16 protein-coding genes are annotated in these 14,532 nt (G+C 62.8%); 8 read left to right on the forward strand and 8 right to left on the reverse strand.

The window, feature by feature from the left end:
• Positions 1–87 precede the first annotated feature (87 nt).
• Entirely contained in the window at positions 88–768 is a 681-nt protein-coding gene (locus B0H98_RS09045; protein WP_106374743.1) for a BamJ family beta-barrel-assembly machinery protein, read from the forward strand.
• Between the two features lie 3 nt (positions 769–771).
• Complete coding sequence (locus tag B0H98_RS09050; RefSeq protein ID WP_106374744.1) at positions 772–1,815, forward strand: alpha/beta hydrolase family protein; 1,044 nt, start codon at positions 772–774, stop codon at positions 1,813–1,815.
• Here B0H98_RS09050 and B0H98_RS09055 read toward each other — a convergent pair.
• Positions 1,812–2,321 carry a hypothetical protein gene (locus tag B0H98_RS09055; protein ID WP_106374745.1) on the reverse strand — a complete coding sequence of 170 codons (510 nt, stop codon included), beginning with the start codon at positions 2,319–2,321 and terminating at the stop codon, positions 1,812–1,814. The genes B0H98_RS09050 and B0H98_RS09055 overlap by 4 nt on opposite strands.
• 104 nt (positions 2,322–2,425) lie before the next feature.
• On the opposite strand from B0H98_RS09055, the gene B0H98_RS09060 reads away from it, so the two are divergent.
• Both B0H98_RS09060 and B0H98_RS09065 read left to right on the forward strand, forming a co-directional pair.
• Entirely contained in the window at positions 2,426–3,340 is a 915-nt protein-coding gene (locus B0H98_RS09060) for an AEC family transporter (RefSeq protein WP_106374746.1), read from the forward strand.
• A 324-nt stretch (positions 3,341–3,664) separates the two neighbouring features.
• The gene (locus B0H98_RS09065) at positions 3,665–3,802 is read left to right on the forward strand and encodes a DUF2256 domain-containing protein (protein ID WP_106374747.1); all 138 of its coding nucleotides are present in this window, start codon (positions 3,665–3,667) and stop codon (positions 3,800–3,802) included.
• A 72-nt stretch (positions 3,803–3,874) separates the two neighbouring features.
• On the opposite strand, the gene trmB is transcribed toward B0H98_RS09065, so the two are convergent.
• From trmB to thiS, 3 genes are all read right to left on the reverse strand, one after another.
• Positions 3,875–4,618 carry a tRNA (guanosine(46)-N7)-methyltransferase TrmB gene (gene trmB / locus B0H98_RS09070; RefSeq protein WP_106374748.1) on the reverse strand — a complete coding sequence of 248 codons (744 nt, stop codon included), beginning with the start codon at positions 4,616–4,618 and terminating at the stop codon, positions 3,875–3,877.
• A gap of 5 nt (positions 4,619–4,623) precedes the next feature.
• The gene (locus B0H98_RS09075; protein ID WP_106374749.1) at positions 4,624–5,415 is read right to left on the reverse strand and encodes a thiazole synthase; all 792 of its coding nucleotides are present in this window, start codon (positions 5,413–5,415) and stop codon (positions 4,624–4,626) included.
• A 63-nt stretch (positions 5,416–5,478) separates the two neighbouring features.
• On the reverse strand, positions 5,479–5,679 hold the full coding sequence (gene thiS, locus B0H98_RS09080) for a sulfur carrier protein ThiS (protein ID WP_106374750.1): 201 nt from the start codon (positions 5,677–5,679) through the stop codon (positions 5,479–5,481).
• 119 nt (positions 5,680–5,798) lie between these two features.
• Between thiS and B0H98_RS09085 the strand changes: the two genes are divergently transcribed.
• Entirely contained in the window at positions 5,799–6,182 is a 384-nt protein-coding gene (locus B0H98_RS09085) for a DUF423 domain-containing protein (RefSeq protein ID WP_106374751.1), read from the forward strand.
• Here B0H98_RS09085 and B0H98_RS09090 read toward each other — a convergent pair.
• Together B0H98_RS09090 and B0H98_RS09095 are read right to left on the reverse strand one after the other, a co-directional pair.
• Complete coding sequence (locus tag B0H98_RS09090; RefSeq protein WP_106374752.1) at positions 6,163–6,786, reverse strand: nucleotidyltransferase family protein; 624 nt, start codon at positions 6,784–6,786, stop codon at positions 6,163–6,165. The genes B0H98_RS09085 and B0H98_RS09090 overlap by 20 nt on opposite strands.
• On the reverse strand, positions 6,776–7,765 hold the full coding sequence (locus tag B0H98_RS09095) for an XdhC family protein (protein ID WP_106374817.1): 990 nt from the start codon (positions 7,763–7,765) through the stop codon (positions 6,776–6,778). Before B0H98_RS09095 ends, B0H98_RS09090 begins: the two co-directional genes overlap by 11 nt.
• A 216-nt stretch (positions 7,766–7,981) precedes the next feature.
• On the opposite strand from B0H98_RS09095, the gene B0H98_RS09100 reads away from it, so the two are divergent.
• From B0H98_RS09100 to paoC, 3 genes are read left to right on the forward strand one after another with little or no spacing between them, the layout of a single operon-like run.
• Entirely contained in the window at positions 7,982–8,557 is a 576-nt protein-coding gene (locus B0H98_RS09100; protein WP_106374753.1) for a 2Fe-2S iron-sulfur cluster-binding protein, read from the forward strand.
• Positions 8,554–9,504, forward strand: coding sequence for an FAD binding domain-containing protein (locus tag B0H98_RS09105; protein WP_106374754.1), 951 nt, complete (start codon positions 8,554–8,556; stop codon positions 9,502–9,504). Before B0H98_RS09100 ends, B0H98_RS09105 begins: the two co-directional genes overlap by 4 nt.
• A 3-nt stretch (positions 9,505–9,507) precedes the next feature.
• A complete protein-coding gene (gene paoC, locus B0H98_RS09110) occupies positions 9,508–11,688 on the forward strand; it encodes an aldehyde oxidoreductase molybdenum-binding subunit PaoC (RefSeq protein ID WP_106374755.1) in 2,181 nt (726 codons plus the stop codon).
• 91 nt (positions 11,689–11,779) lie between these two features.
• Here the strand turns inward: paoC and B0H98_RS09115 are convergent, their stop codons facing one another.
• Positions 11,780–12,190 (reverse strand): PaaI family thioesterase, encoded by a 411-nt coding sequence (locus B0H98_RS09115; RefSeq protein WP_106374756.1) that lies wholly within the window; start codon positions 12,188–12,190, stop codon positions 11,780–11,782.
• 67 nt (positions 12,191–12,257) lie between these two features.
• Complete coding sequence (locus B0H98_RS09120; protein ID WP_106374757.1) at positions 12,258–14,432, reverse strand: malate synthase G; 2,175 nt, start codon at positions 14,430–14,432, stop codon at positions 12,258–12,260.
• Between the last annotated feature and the right edge of the window lie 100 nt (positions 14,433–14,532).

A 14,532-nucleotide genomic window follows, 5' to 3' on the forward strand; every position in this document is an offset into this window, starting at 1 on the left:
CTGGTATGCACTAACAGGCGGCGGGTGGTAGTCTTTGAGATATCTCACATATGGCGTATGACGCCGCCGAATAAGGTTATTCTTGCTATGAAAACACTGCTCACTTCAACGGCCTTGACCAGCCTCCTGCTGGTAGCGCCTTTTGTTGCTGCCGCGCCGGACACTGACGAGCAGCGTCTTGCCTACAGCCTCGGTGTTACCCTGGGTGGAAGCATGAAAGCCGACCTCGAAGAACTGGATCTCGATGCGTTCAATGACGGCATGCGTGACGTGTTCGAGGACAACGAACTGGCGCTTAGCGAAGAAGACATGGTTGAGTCCATCATGGCTTTCCAGGAGCGCTCCATGCAGGCGCGCGAAGAGGAAGCCGCCGAAATCGCCGAGATGAACCAGCAGGAAGGCGATGATTTCCTGGCGGAAAACGCCGAGCGTGACGGTATCGAAGTCACCGAGTCTGGCCTTCAGTACGAAGTGCTGGAGTCTGGCGATGGCGAAACCCCGGGGCCGGAAGACACCGTTGAAGTGAACTACGAAGGCATGCTGCTCGACGGCACCGTCTTCGATAGCTCCTTTGAGCGTGGCGAGCCGGTCAGCTTCCAGGTCAATCAGGTCATCGATGGTTGGCAGGAAGCTCTTCAGCTGATGAGCGTTGGCGACAGCTGGATGCTGTACATCCCGGCCGAGCTTGCCTACGGTGAACACGGCCAAGGCCCGATTGGCCCTAACGAAATGCTCACCTTCCGCGTTGAACTGCTGGGTGTAGAGTAAATCATGCCCAAGGCGGCGGCCCGCTACGCAGCGTATGTGTTGCTGGCTGGCGCGCCGCTTGCGGTGAGTGCTGACGAGCCACTGCCTGCCCTTGGCGCGTTGAACGGGCAGACGAGCGTGGTTGGCGTATCCTCGGGTGGTTACATGGCGACACAGCTGGCGGTTGCCTGGCCCGAGCGCTTTGCCGGGGTAGGCGTGGTGGCCGCCGGGCCCTGGGGCTGCTCTCAGGGTTCGCTCAGCATGACGCTGAACCGTTGCATGAAAACCCGTGGCGGTCTGCCCAATCTTGAGGCTCTTGAAGAGCGCCGGGTGCGTTACCAGGCAGACGGGCTGGTAGGCGATCAAGCGCCCCTTGGTCGGTTAAGAGCCTTTATCTGGCATGGCGGGGCGGATGACGTTGTCGAGCCTGGGCTGGTTGAGCTTCTGGCCGGGCAGTGGCGTCAGTGGCTGGCGGCATCCGATCAATTGAAGTTCGTGCGCCATCAGGCTGCGGGTCACGGCTGGCCGGTGCGCCTGCACGCAGAGGAAACGGTGGGACCCCACGAGCTGGGCAACTGCCGGCAGGGCGGGGGCAGCCATGTGCTCGCCTGCGATGAGGATGTGGCCCGCGATATGCTCGACTGGCTCTATCCTGAGCGTGACGTGCAGACAGCAGAGCCCGGTGAGCTGGTTGCCTTCGACCAGTCGGCGTTTGCCGCCAAGGGGCTTGCCGATACGGGCTATCTGTATGTGCCCGCCTCCTGCCAGGAGGAAGCCTGCCCGGTCACCATTGCCCTGCACGGATGCCAGATGAGCACCAATGCCATCGACGATACCTTTGTCAGCCACAGCGGTTTGAATCACTGGGCCGCGCGGCATCGCCAGCTGGTGCTTTACCCCCAGGTCGACAGCAGCCTTTCCAACCCTCAGGGCTGCTGGGACTGGTGGGGCTACGCCGAAAGCCTCTGGCAGCAGAACCCGCTGCACGATACCCGCGAAGGCGCCCAGATAAGCGCCTTGATGGCCATGCTGGATCGTCTTGAAGAACCTGCAGTCGACGCCGATTAACTTCTGCGTACGTCAAAGTCGAACCAGCTGCCCAGCCTGCCCTTGGGCGTATCCAGTATCACTCGCGCCCGCCAGGGTGCAGTGGCAGCGGTTGCGCTGCCTCTCTGCTCTCCCAGTTGCCCATGGCCGCGAAAGTGGTCAGGGGTGACGGCGTCAAGCATAAAGCGGTAAACATCGTCTTTCTTGTGCCGACTGACAAAATCCACGCTGACCTGGCTGGAAGTAACGCCTTGGATATCCACCGCCAGAGGAAGCGGGGTTAGCGCCTGGATTGGACCGCGGGTGTCGATATGCAAGGTCAACTGGCCTGCATCGCCGAGCCTTGCGGCACAGGCCTGGACGTTCAGATCGCACTGGGCAGCCGGAGGAAACCAGGTAACGTCATCGTGCAGGCGGTGGAAAAGTACGTACCAGGTGCACACGGCCAGCCCCAGGCCGGTCATCAGAATCAGCGCTTTGAGTCCCGGTAAGCGCGCAAAGTAAGCAGGCTTGGGTCGTATCTTCATGGCAGAATAATCGCTGCGCAGGCCGTGAGGCGGGATCGTTTCATGGTAACAGCAAAAAAGCCGATGTCGTTGCGCTGAGATGTCGCAGTCAATAAGGAAACGCCATGGAGAGTATTACCGCCGCCCTCGGGCCGCTGTTTCTGCTGATTCTACTGGGCGCTGGCCTGGGCTACTGGCGCTGGCCGAGCCCGGATTTCTGGCCCGCCATGGAGCGGCTGATCTACTTTGTGCTGTTCCCGGCGATGCTGGTGGGCACGCTGGCGAATGCGGATGTAAGCCAGGTGCCGGTAGGCCGGCTGGCGCTGGTGCTGCTTGGCGCCATGGCGCTGTTTGGCATTCTGATCTGGCGCTTTCGCCACTGGCTGCGCCTGACGCCGGCGGCGTTTACCTCGGTGTTTCAAGGCGCGGTACGCTTCAATACCTACGTGGGCGTGGCCGGTGCCGCTGCCCTGCACGGTACGGCGGGAGCCACCACGGCGGCGGTTGCCGTGGCTCTGATGGTGCCCGTGGTCAATGTGATGTGCGTGGCAAGCTTTGTCGGGGCCGGCACGCTGGGTAGCGCCAGCCTGGGCAAGAGCGTGATGGCGCTGGTGAAAAACCCGTTGATCCTTGCCTGCCTGACGGGAATCGCGCTGAACCTGAGCGGCATCGGCCTTCCCGGATGGAGTGGAGACACCGTGGCGCTGCTGGGCCGCGCGGCGCTGCCGCTGGGATTGATCGCGGTAGGCGTGGCGCTGCGCCCGACGGCACTCTTGCGCGTCGATCGCGGCCTGCTGGCCACCAACACCATCAAGCTTTTCCTGATGCCGGCGCTGGTGCTGGTGCTGGCCTGGCTGGTTGGACTGGACAGCATCAGCCGCGACGTGGCGCTGCTGTTCGCGGCGCTGCCGACCGCCACGTCAGCCTATATTCTGGCTCGCCAGCTGGGCGGCGATGCCGAGCTGATGGCGGCGATCATCACCGGGCAGACGCTGCTTGCCATGCTCACGCTACCGCTATGGCTGCAGCTTGCCGGATAAGATGTAAAAATAAATAAAAAGTATTCGCATTTGTGTTGACGGGGTAAATGCGAATGATTATATTGTGATTGTAGCGTTTAATGAGTCGCTACAGACCACGACAGATAACCGCCAGTTTCCTGTCATGGTTTCTCCCTCTCATTGCTAGTCACGGTCTTTTGCCACTCCCTTGGAGTGGCTTTCTTTTTTTATATCCCCTGAAAGTAAAAACGGCGCAGCGTCATCAGCTTTGAGCCAGGCCCTTGAGCCCGCTATCGGTACACGCGCTTTTCAAGCGGCTACACTGAGGCGATCATTCGTTTCACGCCAAGCGCTGGGAATCATATGGCCCATCAGAAACCGCACCTTCCAACGAAAATATGCCCGGTTTGTGAGCGCCCCTTTACCTGGCGCAAGAAGTGGGCCAGGGATTGGGAAAACGTTATCTACTGCTCGCAGCGGTGCCGACGCCAAGGCGTATGATGGCAGCCTCCGGCCGACACTAAAAAGCCGCCATGACGGCGGCTTTAAGTATAAGCAATCAAGCTGTTCGGCTTACGCCTCACGCCGATAGATCAGATCCCACACGCCGTGGCCGAGCTTTTCGCCACGCGCCTCGAACTTGGTCAGCGGGCGGAATGCCGGGCGGGGCACGTAGGGTGCCGTGTCCGCATCTGCGGTGTTGGCATAGCCCGGGGCGGCTTCCATGACCTCGGCCATCCACTCGGCATACGCTTCCCAGTCGGTGGCCATGTGGAAGGTGCCGCCATCCTTCAGGCGCGTGCGAATCAGCTCGACAAACGCCGGCTGCACGATACGCCGCTTGTGGTGTTTCTTTTTCGGCCAGGGGTCGGGGAAGAACAGCTGCACGGTGGTGATCGAGGCCTCGGGCAGGCACTGCTCGAGCACGGCCAGCGCATCTTCCTTGTAGATACGCAGATTGGTCAGGCCGCGCTTGTCCACTTCATCCAGCAGCTTGCCTACTCCCGGTGAATGCACCTCGATGCCGATAAAGTCGGTATCCGGGTGGGTTTCTGCCTGCTCGATCAGCGAATTGCCCATGCCGAAGCCGATCTCGACCACGCGCGGTGCCTGGCGCCCAAACAGGGCGTCCAGGTCCTGCAGGCCGTCGGCAATCGTGAGGCCAAAGCGGGGCCATACGTCTTCCAGGCCACGAGTCTGCGCCTGGGTCATTCGGCCTGCACGGATGACGTAGCTCTTGATCCCCCGACGGTGCAACGGTGCATCCGGACCTTCAGGACCGGTGGAAGATTCATCGGGTTTTTGAATATCAGTCATGGTTCTCAACCGTTGATACGGCCAGCAAAAGGGGAGGAAGGATCGGCGTTCTGGCGGCGCGGCATGCGTCCGGCCAGAAACGCATCGCGCCCGGCTTCCACGGCGCGTTTCATGGCCCGCGCCATGCGCAGCGGCTCACGCGCGTGGGCGATGGCGGTGTTGAGCAAAACGCCGTCGCAGCCAAGCTCCATGGCCATGGCCGCATCCGACGCGGTACCGATACCGGCATCGACCAGTACCGGCACGCGGCTCTGCTCGACGATCAATCGCACGTTGTGCGGGTTCTGGATGCCGTGGCCCGAGCCAATCAGTGAGCCCAGCGGCATGATGGCGCAGCAGCCCATGGCTTCAAGCTCGCGGGCGACAATCGGGTCGTCGCTGGTGTATACCATCACGTCAAAGCCATCGGCCAAAAGCGTCTCGGCGGCTTTCAGAGTTTCTACCACGTTGGGGTAGAGCGTGGTTTCATCGCCCAGCACTTCAAGCTTGACCAGGTTGTGCCCATCCAGCAGCTCGCGGGCCAGGCGACAGGTGCGCACGGCGTCCTTGGCGGTATAGCAGCCGGCTGTATTGGGCAGCAGGGTGTAGCGCGAAGGCGAGATGACGTCGAGCAGGTTGGGTCCGTCTTCCTGGCCAAGGTTGGTGCGGCGCACGGCAAAGGTGACGATCTCGGCGCCGCTTTCGGCAATCGCTGCGCCGGTTTCATCGAAGTCCTTGTATTTGCCGGTGCCCACCAGCAGGCGAGAGCTGAAGTCGCGTCCGGCAATGGTAAACGGCGTGTCAGTGTGCAGTGTCATAGCGGATCCTGGATAAAGCGCGTGAAATAAGCGGTCGCCAGCGGGGCGTTCGAAGCCTGCGGCTCAGCCACCGCCGATGGCGTGCACGACTTCCACCTGATCACCCTGGCTCAGGCGGGTGGTGGCCAGCTGGCTGCGCGGCACGATCTCTTCATTGATCTCTACCGCCACGCGCCTGCCGGCAAGCCCCAGCCGCTCGATCAGGTCGGCAGCGGTAAGCTCAGCGTCCAGCGGATAAGGCTCGCCATTGAGTTGGATGTGCATAAGGGCGTCTCGTCTATCGAGGCAGGGGTTATAGTGCCCTATTGTAGCGTTTTCCGGCGGGGCAAGGTATGGCGAGCCCTGGCCGTGGCAAGAAAAATTCATTCAGACAAGGAGCAGGCATGCAACGTGATGAGCGAATAATCGGGTGTGGGGTGGCGCTGTCCGGCGTGCTGATGGTCATTCTGGGCGCCTACGCGGCCCACGGCCTGGCCGAGCGGGCCAGCGCCGTCATGGTGAGCGCCATGGAAACCGGCGTGCGCTATCAGGCGTGGCATACGCTGGCAGTACTTGGTGTACTGGTGGCCCAGCGGGTATTCAACCTGCCCGGCTGGCGCTGGGTGGCGGGGCTCTGGGCGCTGGGCGTGGTGGGCTTTTCGGGCTCGCTTTACCTGATGGCCCTGGCCGGGTGGAACCTGGGTATCGTCACACCGCTTGGCGGGCTTTTGCTGATGGCCGGCTGGCTGGCTCTGGCGGTCAGCGTTATCAGAGCGCCCCGCGGCTGAGGTCGGTGGGCGTGTCGATATCGTGAAACAGGCCGCCGTCCGGCATGGCGTATTCGTGATACCGGCAGGGGTGGCGGCGAATCACCTCCCGTGCGCCGCTGGCGCCGGTCAGGGCCTCAAGCTCGGGCCACAGGGTACGCCCGAAAATGACCGGGTGGCCCGGCCTGCTGGCATGGCAGGGCCGTACAATGGTGTCGGGTGTAGCCAGCCGCTGAAGCGCCGTGAGCGCCTCCCGGCTCATCCAGGGCATATCGCCCAGCACGATGGCCACGGCGGCGATGTCGCCTAGCGCCGTATCGTGGCCCAGTGCGGCCACCGCTTCGGCCATGCTCGCTCCCAGGCCAAGGTGGGCGTGGCGGACGCGAATCAGCGCGACGTCATCCGTTAACCCCAGCTCCGTTAATCCCAACAGCGCAGCGTCATCCTCTTCACGAATCACCACGCGGACGTGGGCAAACGCCTGGCGGGTGCGGTCCACCGTGGCGGCAAGAAGCGTGCGCCCGTCGGCCAGGCGCGCCAGGCGCTTGTCGTCTTCACCGAAGCGGCGCGAGTAGCCTGCTGCCATTATCAGGGCGGCCACCGGGTAGCCGTTATCAGAGTGCATCCTGCGCCCTGCCGTGCTGAACGCGCACGATGTCGGCCATGACCGCCAGCGCGATTTCGGCTGGCGTCTTGCTGCCCAGCGCCAGGCCAATCGGCATATGGATGCGGGCAATCTCGGCGTCGCTTAGCCCGCCGGAGCGTATCAGCCGCTCTGCTCGGGCTGCCGAGGTGCGCAGTGATCCCATCACGCCGATATAAAAAGCCGGCGTGCGCACCGCTTCCATCATCGCCAGATCATCAATCCGCGGGTCGTGGGTGAGTGCCACGATGGCGGTGGCGTTGTGGCAGCGGTGGGTGGCAAGGTACCGGGAAGGCAGCGCTGCCTTGACGGTCACGCCGGGAACGTCAAACGCCTGGCAGGCGGCTTCATCGGGATCACACACGATCACCTCAAAGCCGAGCGTCACCGCAAAGGCGGCGCAGGCGCTGGAGACCGGCGAAATACCGGCGATGATCAGCCGCCGTGCCGGGGCGAGGCGCATGCTTACCAGGTTCGGCGCGCGCTCGTCAGCAGGCCAGATCACCCGAGGCCCGAGTGAGCTGTCTTCAGAAAAGAAGCGTTTGCCAGAGTGGATGTCGACGTGGCGCATGAGCGGTTGGTGACCTTCAAGCGCCGCCTTCAGCGTGCCCAGGTGCTCCCGCATATCCGGCGTGGCGGGCAGGCGCTCCACCAGTACTTCCAGAATGCCGCCGCAGGGCAGCGTGATATGCCCGCCCTGGGCGTCGTCGGCATCGCCGTAGCGTATGACACGGGCCGCCTGCTCGAACTGACCCTCGGCCAGGCGCTGGATGAAATCCTCCTCTACACAGCCGCCGGAGAGCGACCCCAGGTGCCTGCCATCCTTGGTGACCGCCATCCAGGAGCCGGGGGCGCGGGGTGAGGAGCCAAAGGTGGCCAGCACGGTACACAGCCAGACCGTTTCGCCTTCCTGAGACCAGGCAAGCGCTTGCTCGATAACCAGCAGATCCAAATGTTGCATTTCAAGCATTTCCAATCGTTAGCAAACGGCATCCATTGCCTGTCTTGCGTGGGTAGACGTGTCATAGCGTAGCGCACCTGGCGCGGGGAGAGGATGAATCCCTACGGTTTCGAAAGGTTTGGGCAGAGATTTGGGCTACCTGGCGCAATCATGTCTATGCTGAAGGCCTTATGGCACTAAATAAGCGATAGCAACGCGCAAGGAAGGCATATAGCAATGAACTCCTCTAATAATGTCGAAAGACAAACCAAGACCGTGACTCCCAACAGCAGTACCTATTCACTGACCATCAATGGCAAGCGGCATACGTTGACGCTGGATAACCGCACTACGCTTCTGGACGCCCTGCGTGAGCACTTGCAACTCACCGGCAGCAAGAAAGGCTGCGACCACGGCCAGTGCGGCGCCTGCACGGTGAGTATCAACGGCGAGCGGGTGAACGCCTGCCTGACCCTGGCGGTAATGCATCAGGGTGACGAGATCACCACCATCGAAGGGGTGGGTGATGTCGAGCACATGGACCCGATGCAGCAGGCGTTCATCGACAACGACGCCTTTCAGTGCGGCTACTGCACCCCGGGCCAGATCTGCTCGGCGAAGGCAACGCTTGACGAGATCCGCGCCGGTATCCCGAGCCATGTGACCCAGGAACTCAATGGCCCCATCGAGCTCAGCGATGCAGAGATTCGCGAGCGCATGTCCGGCAATCTATGCCGCTGCGGCGCCTACGCCAACATCCTCAAAGCCATCCACCAGGTTGCCAAAGAACAAGCTACCGAGGAGCGTTCATGAAAGCCTTTTCCTATGAGCGCATCGACGATGCGGCCCAGGCAGCCGCGCGCGCCTTCGAAGTGCCGGGCAGCAAGTTCATCGCCGGGGGCACCAATCTGCTGGATCTCATGAAGCACGAGATCGAAGTGCCTGCGCACCTGATCGATATCAACGGCACCGGCCTTGATGACATTGTCGCCACCGACGAGGGCGGTCTGCGCATCGGTGCGCTGGTCAGCAACACCGCCCTTGGCGCCGACGAGCGCATCAAGCGTGACTACCCGGTGCTGAGCCGGGCGCTGTTTGCCGGCGCATCGAGCCAGCTGCGTAACAAGGCCTCCACCGGCGGCAACCTGTTGCAACGCACCCGCTGTCCTTATTTTTATGATCCGGCCATGCCCTGCAACAAGCGCGAGCCCGGCGCCGGCTGTGCGGCGCTGGACGACGGTGCCGACACCCGCCAGCTCGGCGTGATCGGCACCTCAGATCACTGCATCGCCACGCACCCCTCCGACATGGCCGTTGCCCTTCGCGTGCTGGATGCCGAAGTGGAAACCGTCAGTCCCGAAGGGCAGACGCGCAGGCTCACGCTTGATGAGTTCTATGCGCTTCCCGGCGATACGCCGGAGGTGGAAAACGCGCTTGAACCGGGCGAAATCATCACCGGCGTGGTGCTGCCTGCGCCGGTCGGCGGGCGCCAGCGTTACTACAAGGTGCGCGACCGCGCCTCTTACGCCTTTGCGCTGGTCTCGGTGGCACTGATTGAAACCGACGACGGCAAGGGCCGGGTCGCGCTGGGAGGCGTAGCGCCCAAGCCCTGGCGGCGCGAGGACGCCGATGCCGAGCTTGGCAACGGTGCCGAGGCGGTGATGGCCAAGCTGCTTGACGGCGCACGCCCCACCGAGGAAAACGCCTACAAGCTGACGCTTGCCGAACGTACGCTGGCCGCCCTGCTGGCAAAGGAGTGATGTATGGATTTTAATCAATCAGCCGACGAGAACCTCTTTGATCACGCACGGATCATCGGCAAGCCCCATACCCGGGTCGACGGCGCGCTGAAAGTGACCGGCACGGCCCCCTACGCCTACGAGCGCCATAATGTGGCGGAAAACCCGCTGGTGGGTTACCCGCTGGGATCAAGCATCGCCAAGGGGCGCATTACCCGCATGGACGCCACGGCGGCGCGCAGTGCCGAAGGCGTGGCGGCGGTGATCACGGCGCTTGATATCGACGAGCTGCCCCGGGCCGACAGCAACGTGGCCAAACTGTTTGGTGGCGAGTGGGTCGAGCACTACCATCAGGCGATTGCCGTCGTCATCGCTGACACCCTGGAGCAGGCCCGCGCGGCCACAAGACTCATCGAGGTGGAGTATGAGGAAATACCCGGTGAGTTCGATCTCGACGATGCCTGGAAACGCCTGCAGGACAGGGATGTGGTTTCCCATGTAGGCGATGTAGACGCGGCCTTCGATAGCGCCGAGTTCACGCTGGATGAGACTTACCACACCGCCTCGCACAGTCACGCCATGATGGAGCCCCACGCGACGATTGCGGACTGGTGTGACGGCAAGAACATGACGCTCTGGACCTCGAATCAGATGATCGAGTGGACCCGTCAGGCGCTGGCCACCACTTTCGAGCTCGACGCCGATAACATCCGCCTGGAAAGCCCCTATATCGGCGGCGGTTTCGGCGGCAAGCTGTGGCTGCGTGCCGATGCGGTGCTGGCCGCGCTGGGCTCCCGGGAGACCGGTCGCCCGGTGAAGGTGGCGCTGCCGCGTCCGTTCATCTTCAACAACGCCACCCACCGCTCCGGCACCGTGCAGCGCCTGCGCATCGCCGCCAACAAGGATGGCCGCATCACCGCCTTCGACCACTCGGCGATCTCCCACACGCTGCCCGGCGGCAGCGGTGAAGACGCGGTCAATCAGACGCGCTGCTTCTACGCTGGCGAAAACCGCCGCGTGGCTCATCACGCCATCGACATGAACCTGCCGGAGTCCGCCGACATGCGCGCCCCGGGCGAGGCCACCGGTCTGGCCGTGCTGGAAATCGCCATGGACGAAATGGCCGAGAAACTGGGCATGGATCCGGTGGAGTTCCGTATTCTCAACGACACCCAGGTCAACCCGGAAGAGCCCTCCAAGCGCTACAGCGACCGCCACTTCGTGGAGTGCCTGCAAAAGGGCGCCGAGACGTTTGGCTGGGCTGCGCGCAACACTACGCCGGGCGGCAAGCGCGAAGGCCAGTGGTTGATCGGCCAGGGCATGGCCGGCGCCTACCGCGGCTCGCCGACGCTGGATTCCGGCGCGCGGGTACGGTTGAGCGAAGGGCGGCTGATCGTCGAGACCGACATGACCGATATCGGCACCGGCTCCTACACCATCATCGCCCAGACCGCTGCCGAAACCATGGGCCTGGAAATGAGGGATGTGGACGTTCGCCTGGGCAACAGCGCCTACCCCTCGGCGTCCGGCTCCGGTGGCCAGATGGGCGCGGCCAGCTCCACCGCTGGCGTGTACGCGGCGTGCGTGGCGCTGCAGGGTGAGATTACCAAACGTCTTGGCGTCGAGTCGGCGCGCTTCGAGAACGGCCAGGTGGTCTCGGGCGACAAGAGTGTTGCACTTCGCGACGTGGCTCAGGGCGAAGAGCTGGTGGGCGAGGACTCGCTGCACTTTGGCGACTTCAAGGACGAGCTCGAGATCGGCACCTTCGGCGCGCACTTCGTCGAAGTGGCGGTCAACGCCTACACCGGCGAAACCCGCCTGCGCCGGATGCTGTCGGTGTGCGATGCCGGGCGCATCCTCAACCCGATTACCGCGCGCAGCCAGGTGCTGGGCGGCATGACCATGTCGATTGGCGCAGCGCTCACCGAAAGCCTCAATGTCGATACCGCGCGGGGCTTCTTCCCCAACCACGACCTCGCCGGTTACGAAATCGCCGTACATGCCGATATCCCCGACATGGAGGTGATCTTCCTGGATACCCAGGACGGCGCTTCTACCCCGCTGAAAGCCAAAGGGGTCGGCGAGCTGGGTATCTGTGGCGGTGCGGCGGCGGTGGCGAACGCCATGTACAACGCCACCGGCATCCGCCTGCGCGACTACCCGCTGACGCTTGACCGTATGCTGGACCGGTTGCCTGGCGCGTAAGCTTCAGGTAATACCGACAGCATAAGAAGAACCCAGCACCGATAAGCCGGTGCTGGGTTCTTTGTTTTCTAGAGTGTGGTGTGACTGCGCGTTACAAGGGCAGCGCGTAGCTTGCGGTCACGTGAACGACCGGGCGGGTATCATCAGCGGCGGAAAATACCTGCACTTCACCCACGCCCAGTCGGCGGCCGAGCTTGATCAACTTGGCGTGGGCGATAATGTCGTGATCGCCGGAGGCGGCGCGCAGGAAGTGGCAGTTGAAATCGCTGGTGACCGCCATGGGTTCCGGGCCTATCTGGGCCAGGATCGCCACATACAGCGCCACATCGGCAAAGCCCATCATGGTTGGCCCGCTTACCCGGGGGCCGGGGCGCAGGTGCTCGTAGCCCACCTTCAGGCGCATGGTGGCACATCTGTCGCCCACGCTCTCGATTCGCCCCATCCGCTGGGGGAATACGTCATCCAGAAAGTGCTCGATCTGCTCGACGCTCATCACGGTCATTGTTGTTATCCTGTATAAAAAAGCCCCAGGGCATACGCCTTGGGGCTAGTTGTACCACGAAATGAAGTTACTTCGCTTTATGCACCTGACGCCATTCGTGCAGTAGCGGCTCGGTGTAGCCCGACGGCTGCTCGCGGCCCTTGAAGATCAGGTCGGAGGCGGCCTTGAAGGCCGTGGAGTCTTCAAAGTGGCTGCTCATGGCGGTGTAGGTGGGGTCACCGGCGTTCTGCTCATCGACCACCTTGGCCATGCGCGTCAGGGTCTCCTTCACGCGGGCCTCATCCACGATGCCGTGGTGCAGCCAGTTGGCGATGTGTTGGCTTGAGATGCGCAGCGTGGCGCGGTCTTCCATCAGGCCTACGTCGTGAATGTCCGGCACCTTGGAGCAGCCCACGCCGTGCTCTACCCAGCGCACCACGTAGCCCAGAATTCCCTGGCAGTTGTTGTCCAGCTCCTGCTGCTTCTCTTCATCGGACCAGTTGGCGTTTTCCGCCACCGGCACGCTGAGCAGGTCGTCCAGGAAGTCCGGCTCGCCCTGGGCTTCCAGCTCGCGCTGAACGTCCGCCACGTTGACCTGGTGGTAGTGCAGCGCGTGGAGTACTGCGGCGGTGGGCGAAGGCACCCAGGCGGTGTTGGCACCGGCTTTCGGGTGGCCGATCTTCTGCTCGAGCATGTTGTGCATCAGATCCGGCATGGCCCACATGCCCTTGCCGATCTGGGCGCGGCCGCGCAGGCCACACGCAAGGCCTACCTGCACGTTGTTCTTTTCATACGCGGTGATCCAGGCGGCTGACTTCATGTCGCCCTTGCGCACCATGGGGCCGGCTTCCATGGCGGTATGCATCTCGTCGCCGGTGCGGTCGAGGAACCCGGTGTTGATGAACACCACCCGCGAAGAGGCCTCGCTGATACATGCCTTGAGGTTGACCGTGGTGCGGCGCTCCTCGTCCATGATGCCCATCTTCAGGGTGTCGCGGCTCATGCCCAGAATATCTTCGACGCGGCCGAACAGCTCGTTGGCAAACGCCACTTCCTGGGGGCCGTGCATCTTGGGCTTGACGATATACACAGAACCCGTGCGCGAGTTGCGCGGCTGGTCGGCGTCTTTCTTCAGGTCGTGCAGGGCCAGCAGCGAGGTCACCACAGCGTCAAGAATGCCTTCCGGAAGCTCGTTGCCCGCCTCGTCCAGAATGGCCGGGGTGGTCATCAGGTGGCCCACGTTGCGCACGAACATCAGCGAACGGCCGGGCAGGGTGACCTTGCCGCCTTCGGTGGTCTGCCAAGTGCGGTCGGCGTTGAGCTTACGGGTAAAGGTCTGGTCGCCTTTCTCGATGCGCTCTTCCAGATCGCCCTTCATCAGGCCAAGCCAGTTGCGGTAGACGCCGACCTTGTCTTCGGCATCCACCGCGGCCACGGAGTCTTCGCAATCCATGATGGTGGTCAGCGCGGCTTCCACCACCACGTCTTTCACGCCCGCCGGGTCGGTCTTGCCGATGGCATGATCCGCATCGATCTGGATTTCCAGGTGCAGGCCGTTATTGGCCAGCAGGAGTGTGTCAGGTGCGGACATTTCGCCGGTAAAGCCGATCAGCTTGCCTGAATCCTTGAGCCCGGTGTCGCGGCCGCCTTCCAGGGTTACCACCAGATGGCCATCGCGAATCGCGTACTTGACCGCGTCACGGTGGGAGCCGGTGGCCAACGGGGCCGCTCGGTCAAGCACGCCGCGGGCGTAGGCGATTACTTTTTCGCCGCGCTTGGGGTTGAAGCTTTTGCCTTTCTCCGCGCCATCATCTTCGGAGATGGCATCGGTGCCGTAAAGCGCGTCGTAAAGGCTGCCCCAGCGCGCGTTGGCGGCGTTAAGGGCGTAGCGCGCGTTGCTGACCGGCACGACCAGCTGTGGGCCTGCCTGAAGTGCCACTTCGCGGTCGACGTTGGCGGTGTTGACCTGGACGCTGGCAGGCGCTTCGGCCAGGTAGCCAATCTCTTTCAGGTGCGCGCGGTAGGCGGGCATGTCGCTGACCGGACCCGGGTTTTCGCGGTGCCAGGCATCCAGTTTTTCCTGCAGTGCGTCACGCTCTGCTAGCAATTGCTGGTTTTTTGGGGTCAGATCATGAAACAGGGCATCGACACCGGCCCAGAAGGTGCTTTCATCGACGCCCGTTCCGGGTAGCGCCTGCTCGCTGATAAAGCGGTCCAGCTCGGCGGCCACCTGTAACCGGTGGCGCGTGATACGCTCGCTCATGGGGTTTCTCCTGTGAAGGTGCCCAAGGGGCATCAAAAGGCCTGGGGCAGAGTAAAAGTACATTTATGGAAAATACTTCCACAACTGTGCAGGCATGTAA

This window comes from Vreelandella songnenensis (genome assembly GCF_003002925.1).
GTDB classification, from domain to species: domain Bacteria; phylum Pseudomonadota; class Gammaproteobacteria; order Pseudomonadales; family Halomonadaceae; genus Vreelandella; species Vreelandella songnenensis.

Excerpts from the sequence above, each read along its gene's own strand:
- B0H98_RS09105 (WP_106374754.1), top strand. The coding sequence starts at position 8,554 with ATGAAAGCCTTTTCCTATGAGCGCATCGACGATGCGGCCCAGGCAGCC.
- B0H98_RS09065 (WP_106374747.1), top strand. The coding sequence starts at position 3,665 with ATGGCCCATCAGAAACCGCACCTTCCAACGAAAATATGCCCGGTTTGT.
- trmB (WP_106374748.1), bottom strand. The coding sequence starts at position 4,618 with ATGACTGATATTCAAAAACCCGATGAATCTTCCACCGGTCCTGAAGGT.
- B0H98_RS09045 (WP_106374743.1), top strand. The coding sequence starts at position 88 with ATGAAAACACTGCTCACTTCAACGGCCTTGACCAGCCTCCTGCTGGTA.
- B0H98_RS09095 (WP_106374817.1), bottom strand. The coding sequence starts at position 7,765 with ATGCAACATTTGGATCTGCTGGTTATCGAGCAAGCGCTTGCCTGGTCT.
- B0H98_RS09060 (WP_106374746.1), top strand. The coding sequence starts at position 2,426 with ATGGAGAGTATTACCGCCGCCCTCGGGCCGCTGTTTCTGCTGATTCTA.
- B0H98_RS09075 (WP_106374749.1), bottom strand. The coding sequence starts at position 5,415 with ATGACACTGCACACTGACACGCCGTTTACCATTGCCGGACGCGACTTC.
- B0H98_RS09085 (WP_106374751.1), top strand. The coding sequence starts at position 5,799 with ATGCAACGTGATGAGCGAATAATCGGGTGTGGGGTGGCGCTGTCCGGC.
- B0H98_RS09055 (WP_106374745.1), bottom strand. The coding sequence starts at position 2,321 with ATGAAGATACGACCCAAGCCTGCTTACTTTGCGCGCTTACCGGGACTC.
- B0H98_RS09120 (WP_106374757.1), bottom strand. The coding sequence starts at position 14,432 with ATGAGCGAGCGTATCACGCGCCACCGGTTACAGGTGGCCGCCGAGCTG.
- thiS (WP_106374750.1), bottom strand. The coding sequence starts at position 5,679 with ATGCACATCCAACTCAATGGCGAGCCTTATCCGCTGGACGCTGAGCTT.
- B0H98_RS09115 (WP_106374756.1), bottom strand. The coding sequence starts at position 12,190 with ATGACCGTGATGAGCGTCGAGCAGATCGAGCACTTTCTGGATGACGTA.
- B0H98_RS09050 (WP_106374744.1), top strand. The coding sequence starts at position 772 with ATGCCCAAGGCGGCGGCCCGCTACGCAGCGTATGTGTTGCTGGCTGGC.
- paoC (WP_106374755.1), top strand. The coding sequence starts at position 9,508 with ATGGATTTTAATCAATCAGCCGACGAGAACCTCTTTGATCACGCACGG.
- B0H98_RS09100 (WP_106374753.1), top strand. The coding sequence starts at position 7,982 with ATGAACTCCTCTAATAATGTCGAAAGACAAACCAAGACCGTGACTCCC.
- B0H98_RS09090 (WP_106374752.1), bottom strand. The coding sequence starts at position 6,786 with ATGCACTCTGATAACGGCTACCCGGTGGCCGCCCTGATAATGGCAGCA.